This window comes from Rhizobium sp. BK112, from assembly GCF_014193215.1.
Taxonomy (GTDB): Bacteria; Pseudomonadota; Alphaproteobacteria; order Rhizobiales; family Rhizobiaceae; genus Rhizobium; species Rhizobium anhuiense.
This window is the reverse complement of record NZ_JACHYZ010000001.1, coordinates 977,612-990,740: the sequence shown is the minus strand read 5'-3', so window position 1 is coordinate 990,740 and position 13,129 is coordinate 977,612. Positions and strand designations below refer to the sequence as shown.

The window sequence follows — 13,129 nt, the reverse complement described above, 5'->3', positions numbered from 1 at the left end:
CATAGTGGAACAATGAGACGGAGGCATTGAGCCGGATCAATGGCGACGAAGTCGGACGACGCGCTATGGGTTTGCGCCGAAGGTTCGCGGAGCAAGACCAATAGAGGCTACGCGATACTACACGGATTACCCGCCCAATGGTGGTATTGTGACCTCATTCTGGAGGAAAGACGGTCCATGGGCCAAGACTTCTCAATGGACGGAGGAGACCATCATGTCCATCAAGATGGCGCCGCCGCGCGTCGTCGCCGAAGCCAGTTCCACCGTCGCAGTCGTCGCAGGACAAGTCCGATCCGGGACGTCGCAGGTGGTGTCTCACGAGCCGGTGCGCGCCTTGCGCGAAGGAAACGACGGGCTGCGGATGGACTGGATCCGGCAACTCCACGAACACATGCCGGACGCCGTGTTTTTTATCGATGGCCGCCATAGAATTTCCGGCTGCAACAAGGCTGCGGTTGCCATGTTCGGTTATGAAGAGCGTGAATTGATGGGTCGAAAGATCGGCCTCGTCTGGCATCCGACGCCGAATGTTCGATTGAATGGGCGCTGGGCAGACCACGGGGCGGTGCGTGCCGGTCTGGCGATCACCAAGAGCGGAGTTCAATTTCCGACCGCACTTACCATTATCAGGAAGGATGATGAAAAAGGCGTCTTCACTGCGGCGATTTTTGAGGACTTTCGAACCGAACGCCAGACCTTGCAGCAAGTTCAGGAGCTGCAGCAAGAGATTGCCCGGCTTGCAAGAATGACTGAGCTGGGGGAGATGGCGTCCACTCTTGCCCATGAGCTTTCCCAGCCGCTGTCGTCTATCGCGGCCTATTCAGAGGGGTGCGGGCGCCTTGTCATGGGCAAGCGTCGCCGGCGCGGTGAAGAGCTTCACGAAGCGCTGCTGGAAATTACGCAGCAGGCGCTCTGGGCAGGAAGTATCGTCCAGAACGTGAGAGAATTCGTCGAGCGTGGCGCTTCCGAGAGGAAACCGGAAACGATGCACGAATTGATCCATAGGGCGACAAGGCTCGCACTCATTGGGTCGCGGCGAAAAGACCTTCACACCGACTTTCGGCTCGAAGCAGTGAAGAACACCATCCTTGGAAACCGCGTTCAGATCGTGCAAGTGCTCACGAACCTCGTTCGCAACGCCTTGGAGGCGACCGAGTGTGTCGAGCAGCCCTTGATTACGATCCGGACAAAAGACAATTCCTCGTATGTCATTGTCGACGTGTCCGACAATGGCTGCGGGATTGCAGCCGAAATGGAAGAGTCGTTGTTTCGTCCTTTCGTGACCGGCAAGCCGCATGGCCTTGGCATGGGCTTGGCATTGTCCAAGCGCATTGTCGAGGCGCATGGAGGCCGAATAAGCGCGCGTAGAAGAACAGAGAATGGTTCAGTCTTCTCGTTCTCGCTTCCGCTGGTGGAGACAGAAGTCGATGGCGAACGACCTTACGATCCATCTCGTCGATGACGAGGAGGTATTGAGACGATCTTTGACATTCTTGCTGGTATCGGCAGGGTTTGCCGTGCGAGCACATAGTTGCGCAAAAGCATTTCTGGATATTCTGCCGCTTTCGGGCCGAAACTGCCTTGTGACGGATCTGCGCATGCCTGATGTCAACGGCATCGAATTGCTCCAACGTCTGCGCCGGTTCGGCGTAGACGTTCCGGCGATCGTCATTACCGGCCAGGGCGATATCGCTGCAGCCGTTCAGGCGATGAAGGCGGGAGCGTCGGATTTCCTCGAAAAGCCTCTCAGGGAGGAAGCACTGATCGCGGCGATCAATCTGGCAATGGGACAAAGGCGTCCAGGCAGCGCAATCGCCGATTCCGAAAGCGTCGCGGCACGAGTTCGTCAGCTCACGGACCGCGAACATCAGGTTCTGATCGGCGTGCTCGATGGTCTGCAGAACAAGATGATCGCCTATCATCTCGGCATCAGCTCGCGCACGGTGGAGGTCCACCGCGCCAATGTCATGGCCAAGATGGGAGCTCGCAATCTTGCAGAGCTCATGCGCATGGCCATCGCCATCGACGCGGTCGAGCAGTCGACCGAAACCGGACGGATCTCACCGGCCAACACCTGGCCAGCCTGCGCGCGATAATTCGAAAAGCGGTGCTTGCAACTGGACGCTCCTCAGATATGATGCTTTAGAAGACGCTTATATAATTGCGTGATCTTGTCGTAGGGGCGATCATGAGAAACGCAACAAAGATCGATGTATTCAGCAGTCTTGGACCGACGGCTGAGGAAATCTGCCGGCAAGTCGAGCGAATTCTCGCAAGTGAAGAATTTCACGCGCCGAAGCGCGGGCGAAATTTTTTGGAATTTGTTGTCAGCGAGACGCTCGCTGGTCGATCAGGTTTCCTGAAGGCATTTACCATCGCAAATATGGTTTTTGGTCGGGAAGCGTCATTCGACCCGCAGAATGATCCAGTCGTCAGGATCGAGGCGGGCCGAATACGAAAGGCCCTGGAACGTTATTATCTCGTCGCAGGCCAGGCGGATGACGTCATTATTACGGTGCCGAAAGGCGGATACGTGCCGCATTTCGAATATACCCGCGACGCGCCAATGCCGGCTCGGCCCGAAAAAGACCCGGAAAATCCGCGGATCGGAGAATTTGCTGATCAAGATCATTCACCTCATGAGGCGCGCCGTCCGCCGCCGATTGCTCGTGGTCTCGGAACCGGTCTGCTGGCCATTCTTCTTCTTCTCGCCCTTGCATCGGCATTTCTTGTGGCGGGAAGTGCCCCGATCAGACCATTGCCGACGCATAAACATACCTCCCCGCCGACGGTAGCTGTCGAGGTTTTTGCAGAGAGCAACTCCGTCGATTCCAATTCGGATATCGCCCGCGGCCTGAGAGACGATGTTATCGGCCAGCTTGCCCAGCTCGAAGACATCGTCGTGGTCGCCGATCCGCCGCCGGGTGATCATGCCGCTGCTGCCGACTACGCGCTTCAGGGCAACGTCCAGACGGATGGAAGCCGGTTGCGCTCCGTTGCCAGGCTGGTGCGTCGGGCAGACGGGGCCGTCATCTGGGCCAATAATTTCGATGCCGATCTTCGCGCTCAGAACAAGCTCTGGATTCAAACAAATGTTGCCCGGCAAATCGCCGGTGCGATAGCGCAGCCCCACGGCGCCATCTTTCAGGCCGAAACAGCCATGATCGCGCAGGCGGCGCAGAAGGCAGACCAGGATGCCCGTGCCTGTATCCCGGCCTACTATAGCTATCTCCAGGCGATGACTTCGCAAAGTCATGGCGCGGTGCGCGAGTGCCTGCAACAGGCTATCCGGCGCACCCCCGATAATGCGACGTCATGGGCGCTCTTGTCCCTGGTCTATCTTGACGAAATCAGATTTCGCTACAGGCTCGGCACACCATCTTCGGCCAAGCCCCTCGAATTGGCAACGGCTTCGGCGCAGCGGGCGGAATCGCTGGCGCCGGATAATCCCCGCGTGCTTCGCGCCGTTATGCTGGTGAACTTCTTCCGTGGAGATATCGACAAGGCGCTGGCGGCCGGGACGGCGGCCTATGGCGCAGATCCCGACGATGTGGAAGTTGCGGGCGAGTACGGCTTGCGATTGGCGATGTCGGGCAAATGGCAATCGGGTTGCGAGTTGATAGCGATCGCGCTTGACAAAAATGCCGGCCCCAGTGGCTATTACGAGGCGGGTATGGCGATGTGCGCATTTATGAGAGGCGATATCGAAGCGGCAGAACAATGGTCGCGAATATCGGATCTCGACGGCAACCCCATGCGCCGCCTTGCCTTGCTGTCCATTCTCGGAGCCGCGGGGAAGATGGAGGACGCCAAGTTGGAGCAGGATTGGCTCCAGTCCCACGCGCCGGCATTGATGACGAACATCCGCCAGGAGGTTTCGCTGCGCTTGCAGCGCCCGGCGGATCAGGAAAGGTTCTTTGCCGGCCTGCGCGCCGCAGGGGTGGCCGTCGACCTGCCATCGGGAGGATAATGGCACGAACGATCCGGGTGGACGGTCCCGCCGGCGATGGGAAGGCGGTCGCTTGCTATGCGGCTATGGAATCGGATCTGCGCCGCTCAGTTTCTGGTTGCTTGAAATTTCCATAACGATTTGAGCGGCAATTTCGTCCTCGACATCGAGAATGGTTTGATCGCGCAACTCGCGATCATATTGATTTGCCCAGACGACCGTGCCGTCGGCGCCGTTGATCAGGCGGACATGCAGATGCAGGACTGTGCCCTCGACAAGGATGCTTCCCTGCAGATTGAACAGCGAGCCGGTCGTCTCCATCCCGGATCGATCGGGAGCAAGCACGACGAGGTTGTCCACTTTCATGAGCTTGGCGATCAGCTGATCGGCCAGCCCCTTGGCAAAATCCGCGCCGCGCGCAGTACCGCCGAGGGCTGCGAAGGGTTCGACAACAATCCTGGTTTTGCTTTTCAACGTCGAGACGGCAGCCGGCGGCGTTTTCGGCGGCGACAGGTAGGATTCGAGCGGGCGGATGAGGGCGAGTACCGCCATTGCGCCGAAGAGCGCGGGAATGCCGATCGGCAGGAGAAGATCGCGATATCGCATCGATCGCTGATGCCCGGGATGGCGGTGCCTGTTCTCCCGATTTGGCGCATCGGCGGCCTCGACGTTCGAGGTGTCTTCATCGCTTGAAAAATGTGGAGCATAGCCCCCTTTGGGAATGGTGATTTGTATCGGGTCGCTGCTTCCGCAGACGAGATAGTATCGTTCAAGGGCGCGACGGATCCGCCCGGCTTCGATACGGACAACCGGATCGTTCTGTGCATCGAAGGAGGCATCGCGGCCGAACACGGCCTGTGCAATCGTAAAAGCCTTGAGCTGTCCGGCGTGGCCTTCAAGCGTCTCTTCCACAATATATTGCAGGAAGCGGCGCCCGCGTTCAGGCGCAAGAAATTCCGGGCTTGCGAGTATACGATCAAGCTGCGCGCGAACGCTTTCGGTATCTTGACGTGCCTGGCTGCCCCCTCCCTCTTCCGGTGCCATCTAGACCTCCCGCGATACCGCCGTATCACTCTCAAGGGGTGGAAGCATTATACACCCATCGGCGGTCGCGTGCTTCCGTAGCAATACGTAAGGGGTATCTCGAATACCGAGGCACGCAGCGATTGCTTATGCTGAACGCGGATGGGGGACGACGCACATGTTCCAGGGTCACGCGATCGGAAAATACACAACGGTTCCCGGCCACCACCATGGAACGGTTTCCGCGACGGCCAAAGATCAGTCGATCAAACTCAGCGCCGACGAAACGATCTACAGCGAAGGCGAATATGCCCTTGCCATCTACCAGGTCGAAGCAGGCGCCGTGCGGATTTACCGCCTGACGTCGAGCGGCCAGCGGCATATCCTATCCTTCTGCGGCAAGGGCGAATGGTTCGGGCTCGAAAACGGGAATGTCCGGACCGATTTTGCAGAGGCCATTTGCGAAACGCGCGTAAGGCCGTTTCGCACCAATCAGGACGCGGTCGTCCCCATCGATCTTTTGCACATTGCCCTGACGAACCTGGCAAAGGCGCAATGCAAACAACTCATCATCAGCGAGCAAAGCGCCTTGAAGCGCCTTGCAGCCTTCGTTCAGGAGATGGCCGACCGCCATCCCGAGGATCCGGAATTCGATATGATGATGTCTCGCAGCGATATTGCCGACTATCTCGGGCTGACGGTCGAAACGGTTGCGCGCTCTTTTACGAAGCTCCGGGAGAAACGCATCCTTCGTCTTGCCGGCAAATCACAACGGATTGTACGGCTTCTCGATCGCGATGCGCTCGTCGCCTTGACGATTTAGCAATGCAGAGTGTGACAGCGGTCTTTGCGAATCTGACGATACGCGCGGCGCTGCAGGCTACGATAGAGGATTGAACCATGACACATGCGTCCCGCCGAAAATCGATCGCATTGGCCAGAAGAGCTCTTGCGGGCCTGGTCGCCGCGCCGACTCTGGTCGCAGCTTTTCCACTGCACGCCGTCCATGCCGAGGATGATCCCTTCTCTCAGTTTCCGTTGGTCATCCATTGCAAGTACAACGAAACCTACCATGCCTTTTACATATCGCGTGTCTCGCAAGACGGCGTGGCGACCTATGTCGCATCCGACCGGATCGCCGGCACGATCACGCTCGATGGACAGGCAAAGGCGATCGGCGGCGCCGGCGGCGGCAGCTGCGTCGGCAAGACGCTGGTGGAGCTTCGTGCGTCTCAGCAGGCCTATGATCTGAAACCTTAGCGCATCGGCCCGAAAATCGGAATCGATTTTCGGAAAGCACAATGCGACGATTGAACGTGTTGGAGTATCCTTTCATCTGCCGTGGCCGGCGAGGTCACTTCGCCGGCGTCGCCGATTTTGCCGCCTGCTGCGCAAGGATCGCTTGAGCGGCCGCCGCGCCGCCACCCTTGTCGTCGCCTCCGACTTGCACCGTTGGCTGCGCGAATGCGATGCCGTTGGCCAGGAACAACTCGCGAATCTTGGCATAGGCTTTGCGACGGATATAAGTCTGCATGCCCGGAACCGTGGTCATGGCGAAGCTCAACACGATGCCGTAGTCGCCGAACTGCTCGACGCCCTTCATTTTCAGCGGCTCGATGAAGTGCTGGCCGAGTTCCGGATCTTCCATCAGATCGGCTCCGACCTTCTTGGTCAGCTTGCGCGCCTTGTCTATGTCGGTATCGAATCCGACGGTGATCCTGAACTTGTCGATCACCCAGTCCCGGCTCATGTTCTCGACGGCACCCAATTCGCTGAACGGCACCGTGAACACCGGGCCGCGATGATGGCGCAAACGCACCGAGCGCAGGCTGAAGCTCTCCACCGTCCCCTTGTAGTCCTTGGCCTGGATGTATTCACCCACACGGAAGGCGTCGTCGAGCATGTAGAAGACACCGTTGATCACGTCTTTGACCAAAGTCTGCGAGCCGAAACCGATGGCGACCCCGAAGATGCCCGCTCCGGCGATCAGCGGTCCGATCTGCACACCCAATTGCGCCAGCACGATCAGCCCCGCCATGACCGCGACAGCAACGGCCAATGCATTGCGAAGGATCGGGAGAAGTGTCCGAAACCGCGCGCGTCGGGCTGCGTCGGCCGGCGCAAGCGATGTCGTGCTGGTCGATACACGCAGCGTTCGATCGATCCAACCCCGCGCCACTTGCCAAAGAAGGTCGGCGACCACGAGGATCAGGACGCTCTTCAAGCCGCCGTAAAACAGAGCCGCGATCATCGGGTCGCGCCGACCCAGCGTGTCTGGATTGAGACGCCAGACAAGCGCCAGCCATCCCACGGCGAGCGCGATAACTGCGGCGCGCGCACCGCGGGCGACCAGGATACCGCGCAGGCTGCCGGGATCGCTGGTGAAGGACAGCGCCATGCGGCCGACGGCATTCAGGACCGCCGGCAATATCAGCGCGTAGATGCCGATCCAGAACAGGCCCTTCATATTGAGGCACCAGACGAGCCACAGGACGACGAGGAAAGCCGTTAGCGCCGCCTTCCAGGCGCGGCTTCCTTCCCAGATCGACCACACGGACTCGATGGCAAAAAGCAGCCCAATCACGGAGAAGCAGTAGCTGATTGCGTCGCTGGCTTCAGGGGAAACGCCGAGCGGCTCGCCGACGGCTGCTGTCGCGCTCGCAAAGCTGATGAGCCCGAACAGGATCAATAGCCTCATCCGCAGCGACGAGCCCATCGCTACCGCGGACAGGAGTGCAGCCGCCAATCGAAACAGGATGAAAGCCGAGAGATAGGCAAGGAGCGTCACTCGCGCGAGCGGCGGCCATTCGACTGCGAAAAAGACGATGCCCATCGCGCCGGCGAATATGCCGACTGGGATAAGCCGGCCAAACAATGCCTCGCGACGTGCGGCAAACCTGCGATACACCGCCTCGGCGGCGAGACCAAAGGCGACCAGACCGCCGAATATGACGAATACCGGCGCATAGCCTCTGTCGGCAGCTTCGCGCCTTGCTCTCGTTGCCGCCGCCGTCACCTCTGCCGGAATCGCCGGGATCGCGGCCAGAATCGCGTTCACACGCCCCCGCACGCCGGCCTCCCACCTGGCCAAGGCCGAATGGCCGGCCGGTGAAACGGATGGCGCGGATCCGCTCTCCTGCTTGCGGCTATCGAGCCAGACTTTCACCTCGGGATCCTGCAGCAAGCGCACGAGTTCGTCGACCTTCTGCTGAGGGCTTACCGGTGGCGTTTGCGCCAAAGCGCTCAATGCGAAGAAAAAGGCGGCGGTGAAGGAAAGCAGCCATTTCAACCTGAGACTCCTCATTGCGTCAGCGTTTGTTGTTTCAGGTCGCCGTCGAGCGTCTCGTTGGCGGATCGTGGCGGCCTCCTCCGCGTGACGGGCTGCTCGATGATCGCAACCGGCGCCGCGACGGCGGTGGCCGCTACAGTGCCGATATTTGCCACCGTGCCGCCGACGACAGCTGTAATGCCCTGGCCCAGCGTGACCTTGGAATCGGTAAGGGTCTGGCCGGTCATAAGGCGCTGGCCGATGAGTTGGACAATCTCGGGACTTTCCGCAAATTTGCCGTGATTGAGCTTGTCGTTGGTCTTCACCTTCGTCAGGTCGATGGCGGTGATGCCGGCCTTTTCCAGTTTCGAGCGGTAGGGCTCTTCAGCAGGGTTGATCGCACCGAGACGGGATACACGTCCGGTGAGAAAGCTGGAGACTGCAAGAGCCTTGTCATCCTGGGAGACGAAGATCGTGAATTTCGGGCGCGGTTCGCCCATCTCCACATATTGTTTGGCGAAGACCTGAATGTCGATGTCAGGCGAGGCCAGGATGACATTGTGGATTTTCGAATTAACGTGACCGTCGCGTATCCCCATCTGCCGCAGGGATTCCATGGCAAGCCAGGTCCCCATAGAGTGGGCCATGACGGTGATGTCCTTGACGTTGGGATCGGCCGCCAGCGTGCGAAGCGCCTGCTCCAGCGCCGTGCGCGAATAGTTCGTACTTTCCTTGTCGTACTGGTAGGCAGTGATTTCCGCTCGTGACGGCCAGGTGAACAGGACGGGCGTCGCCTGCATCTTGCTGTCGTGCACGATCTGCGCCAGCCGGAAGACAGAATCCTCATAGGTGTTGTTGAAGCCATGAATGAAGACGAGTGCATGCCCGCCGTTCACGTGCTGTCGGAACCAGACGCGCCCTTGCGCGACGGTGTCGATTTGCTGAACGTTCGTCACGGCAAAGTCGGTGGCGGGATCGGGGGGAAGGCGTTTAGGCCACTGAACCGTGCCGGCTTCACGCTTTGCCGGGATTGAAATGGAGATCTGGGTCAGATGTGGCTTGGAACTGCGCTCGCCGTTGAAGAGTGTGGCCGGGCTTCCGGAAGGCTCGCGCGTGGTCGCAACCAGCATGTCGACCCTTGATGTTGGCGGCGTCGATGAAATTGAAACGGGTGTCATCACGCCGCCCGGATGCCCGCAACTCGTTAGAAGAAGAAAAAGAGCCACACTACGCTTTGCCATTCACGCATCCAGCAATCGCCCAGGAGGAGGCGTCGGAGCCGGAATACTAGCAGCTGGGTCGCAGCGGCGCCTGTAGCATCACGTAATATCTGTATGCTTTGAAAGCGATCGTTGCGCAGAGGCATGGATAGGAGTCACGTCCCGCACAGGCCGTCCGAGCGCAGCGAAAGAAAGCAGGCTTTGGCAACAGGTGTCGGATATAGCATAGCTTACGGCTATCCGACCGGAAGATCGTGTCCGGCACGATCTGGCTGCTGCGGGCAGACTTCTTCCCGTGCCCGCTGCGGGTCGACCGTAAACAGATCATCGCGCTCTGGAGCTCGGGCGATGCTTCAGGGGCGCGCAACCTTTCAAGAAAAGATCGGCCGGCAAGCCTTTAGGCTGCACAAACACTACTTCCCCTCATGCAACGAAAACACCAATGTCGCCTTGGTGCCGTCATGCCCGGGATCATAAGCGAAATCCGATTTCAAACTCGCGGCCATGGCCGTCAGAATGCGCGTGCCGAGGCCGGTTCCTCTGGCCGGGCTCGACGGGTCGAAACCGGCGCCGTCATCCTCGACGATGACGCGCAATATCTCGTCCGTTTGGTCGACGAGGACGCGGATCTCGCCCGGCACGCTATCCGGATAGGCATATTTGAAGGCATTGGTGACAAGCTCGCTGACGATCAGCCCAAGCGTGATCACCTTGTCGGTCGCCAGGTTGACCGGCTCAGCAGTAAGCACGATGCGGTGTGGCCGCTTGTCGTCGCGCATCGAGGCTTCAAGTTCGGTGAGCAGGCTGTTCAGATATTCGTCAAGCTGCACCGAGCCGATCTGCCGGTTGGTGTAGAGCCGGCGGTGCACGCTGGCGATGGCGTTGATGCGCATCTGCGTTTCATGCAGCGCATCGATCGCCACCTGGTCCTTGGTCATCGAAGACTGCATGCGGATCAGCGCGCCGACGAGGCCGAGGCTGTTGGCGATACGGTGGTTGACTTCGGTAAGCAGCATCTCGGCAAGGTCGCGCTGCTGGCGGATCACCTCCTGCGCCTGCGCCGTTTCGCGGCGAAAACGCGCCCGCTCCAGCGCCTGTTCGAGGGCAGCGGCCAGCAGGTCGAAATAATCGGCTGAGATCTCCTTGAGCATGTAGTCATCGGCGCCGGCCTTCAGCGCCGCAACCGCGATGCTGGTATCGTCCGAACCCGTCGCATAGATGACCGGCGGATGATCCGGCATCGCCGCAATGCAAGGCAAAATGTCGAGGCCGGTCTCGTCAGCCAGGACATGATCGAGCACGACGGCATCGATGCCGCCTTCGCCGAGTCTCGCAAGGCCGGCAGCGCCATTCTCAGCCCACTCCACCGAAAAGCCGCGCCGGAGCAGGTTCTTCTGCATCAGCAGGGCAAGCTCCTCGTCGTCGTCGATATAGAGGATGTGGATCAGGGCATCCGCATCGCCGCTAGAATTGCTCATTCCGTCTCCCGGCGTTCTCTCTGAGCGACGAACGCCCGCAAGCGTCCGAGTCGTCCGCATGGCAATGTCGTATTGCATTGACCGCCTGGGGTAAACAGCGGTTATCCCTCGCTCTTGTCGCAGGCGACGCGGAAGAAGGATGTCGGGCAGCCGGCATTTTCAGATCATGACCATGGCCTGGGGAAGATCCCATGGAAGCCGATGAAAGAGGTTGGGAACGAGAACCCTGAAGTAAGATCCATAAACGCCGAGCGGCCCGATTGGTTCCGCAGGCCAAGCTAATTTTTCTGGAATTTCCGATGGCCGGATACTTCGGCCCCCGCCTCCACCGGCAATTGCAGGAAGCGTAGCGACGAGACGATGCCGATCGCGCCGACCACGACGAAAGCCCAGCGAAAATCGGCAAGAACGGGATTGTCGGCGCCCCTGAGGGCCGAGGCGATATTGAGCACGGCCGCCGCCACAGCCACGCCGAGCAGCATCGACACCTGCTGCAGCATGCTCGACAGCGTCGAGGCCGAGCTTCGCTGCGCCGGGCCGATATCGGCAAAAGCCAGCGTGTTCAGCGCGGTGAATTCCATCGACCGCGACAGGCCGGCGAGAAAAAGTAGCGCATGGATGAAAAACGGCGGCGTCGCCGGCGAAAGGAAGCCGCAGCCGACAATCGAAAGCGCCGCGATCAACCCATTGACCCCGAGCACGGTGCGGAAGCCGAAGAACCGCAGCAGCGGCGTCGTCACCGCCTTCATGCTGAAATTGCCGAGGAAATAGACGAGCAGATAGGTGCCGGCGGCAATCGAGCTCAGTCCGAAGCCGAGCTGGAACAGCAGAGGCAGCAGGAACGGCGTCGCATTGATGGCCATCCGGCAGGCCGTGCCCGCCGACAGCGTCGACATCGAAAAGGTCTGGATGCGGAAGGCCGAAAGGTCGAGCAGTGGATTGTCGACGGCGAGAAAATGCCGAGTCGCCATGACCGAAAGCACGATGCCCGCCGCCAGCATTGAAATGATCGGCAAGAGACCGCCGTCCCATTTGACCGAAAGCTCCAACGCGGCAAGCAGGAAGGTCAGTCCCGCAGCGCTGAGGACGAAGCCCATCAGATCCAGCCGGCCGGGATTGCTCTCGCGCTGCTCCGGCACGAAGCGTAGCACCAGCGCCATGCCGAGAATGCCGATCGGGATGTTGATGAGGAAGTTCCAGTGCCAACTGGCATAGGTGGTGATGAAGCCGCCGAGCACCGGGCCGATCACCGGCGCCGTCAGCGCCGGCCAGGTGATCAGCGCGATCGCCTGCACCAGTTCCGACTTGCGGGCATTCTTGAGCACGATGATGCGCCCGACCGGCGTCATCAGCGCACTGCCCGCCCCCTGGACGGCGCGCCACAGCACGAATTCCGCAAGGCTGCCGGAGAGCCCGCAGAACAGCGAGGCGCCGGTAAAAACGGCAATCGACATCAGGAAGATACGGCGCGCGCCGAACCGATCGCCGAGCCAGCCCGACAGCGGAATGAAAGCGGCCATCGTCAGCATGTAGACGGTGATGCCGATGCTCATCGACACCGGCTGCACGCCGAAGCTTGCCGCCATCTGCGGCAGCGAGGTGGTGACGATCGTGCCGTCGAGGATCTGCATGAAGAAGGAAACGGCAACGACCAGCGCCACGATTTTCGCCTGGCGGCTGCTCGCCGCCTCTTGCCCGTTCTCGCTCGTCTCTGCCGTGGTCATCGATCTGCCAATGAAAATTCCGGATGACGCGGCAGGGAAACGGGAAGGAAGCCGATCGGAGAGCTGTCGCGCGGAGGCGCGCGGACATGGAAAGCCGCGCACTGGCTGAATACGCCCGTTGCAGCCGGCCGGAAAGGCTAAATCTCGCACTGCGCAGGAATATTCCCGATAGGGCCGGACGGCGGCCGACATCGATCCCCAGAAAGGATTCAAGAAAAAGGCCCCGCCGAAGCGAGGCCAAGCCTGATCCGCTCCGGGGAAAAACAGGAGCGGCGCACAATCCATATCGGGCGATCGATGTCGCAGCGAGGCCAGATGTCGCTGCTTTGGTACGCTTGCGGAGAAATTTCCCGATTTCGCGGAAAAGATTGCGCCCAGAAAGTCGCTGTCGGGTGGGCGCGACAGCTGTGCACTGCAGCAACGATTGCCGCTTGCAATGTTTATAAAAATAGTTTTCACTAAACATA

At 60.0% G+C, this 13,129-nt stretch carries 10 protein-coding genes; 5 read left to right on the top strand and 5 right to left on the bottom strand.

Annotated features, from left to right (window positions below; genetic code table 11):
* Positions 1-214: 214 nt before the first annotated feature.
* From FHT75_RS04790 to FHT75_RS04780, 3 genes are all read left to right on the top strand, one after another.
* Entirely contained in the window at positions 215-1,462 is a 1,248-nt protein-coding gene (locus FHT75_RS04790; RefSeq protein WP_063475096.1) for a two-component system sensor histidine kinase NtrB, read from the top strand.
* On the top strand, positions 1,428-2,096 hold the full coding sequence (locus FHT75_RS04785) for a response regulator transcription factor (RefSeq protein ID WP_028755967.1): 669 nt from the start codon (positions 1,428-1,430) through the stop codon (positions 2,094-2,096). Before FHT75_RS04790 ends, FHT75_RS04785 begins: the two co-directional genes overlap by 35 nt.
* A 92-nt stretch (positions 2,097-2,188) precedes the next feature.
* Positions 2,189-3,970, top strand: coding sequence for a membrane protein (locus FHT75_RS04780; protein ID WP_028755966.1), 1,782 nt, complete (start codon positions 2,189-2,191; stop codon positions 3,968-3,970).
* Positions 3,971-4,033: 63 nt separating this feature from the next.
* On the opposite strand, the gene FHT75_RS04775 is transcribed toward FHT75_RS04780, so the two are convergent.
* Entirely contained in the window at positions 4,034-4,993 is a 960-nt protein-coding gene (locus FHT75_RS04775; RefSeq protein ID WP_028755965.1) for a membrane protein, read from the bottom strand.
* Positions 4,994-5,150: 157 nt separating this feature from the next.
* Here FHT75_RS04775 and FHT75_RS04770 point away from each other — a divergent pair, with 157 nt between their 5' ends.
* Positions 5,151-5,795 (top strand): helix-turn-helix domain-containing protein, encoded by a 645-nt coding sequence (locus FHT75_RS04770; protein ID WP_028757836.1) that lies wholly within the window; start codon positions 5,151-5,153, stop codon positions 5,793-5,795.
* A 77-nt stretch (positions 5,796-5,872) separates the two neighbouring features.
* Entirely contained in the window at positions 5,873-6,232 is a 360-nt protein-coding gene (locus FHT75_RS04765; RefSeq protein ID WP_028757835.1) for a hypothetical protein, read from the top strand.
* 94 nt (positions 6,233-6,326) lie between these two features.
* On the opposite strand, the gene FHT75_RS04760 is transcribed toward FHT75_RS04765, so the two are convergent.
* The 4 genes from FHT75_RS04760 to FHT75_RS04745 form a co-directional block, all read right to left on the bottom strand.
* The gene (locus FHT75_RS04760) at positions 6,327-8,261 is read right to left on the bottom strand and encodes a mechanosensitive ion channel family protein (RefSeq protein WP_063475097.1); all 1,935 of its coding nucleotides are present in this window, start codon (positions 8,259-8,261) and stop codon (positions 6,327-6,329) included.
* An 11-nt stretch (positions 8,262-8,272) separates the two neighbouring features.
* Positions 8,273-9,481: an alpha/beta hydrolase gene (locus FHT75_RS04755; protein ID WP_028757833.1), complete on the bottom strand. Its 1,209-nt coding sequence runs from the start codon at positions 9,479-9,481 to the stop codon at positions 8,273-8,275.
* Positions 9,482-9,873: 392 nt separating this feature from the next.
* Complete coding sequence (locus FHT75_RS04750; protein ID WP_063475098.1) at positions 9,874-10,938, bottom strand: sensor histidine kinase; 1,065 nt, start codon at positions 10,936-10,938, stop codon at positions 9,874-9,876.
* A gap of 278 nt (positions 10,939-11,216) precedes the next feature.
* Complete coding sequence (locus FHT75_RS04745; protein WP_063475099.1) at positions 11,217-12,662, bottom strand: MFS transporter; 1,446 nt, start codon at positions 12,660-12,662, stop codon at positions 11,217-11,219.
* Between the last annotated feature and the right edge of the window lie 467 nt (positions 12,663-13,129).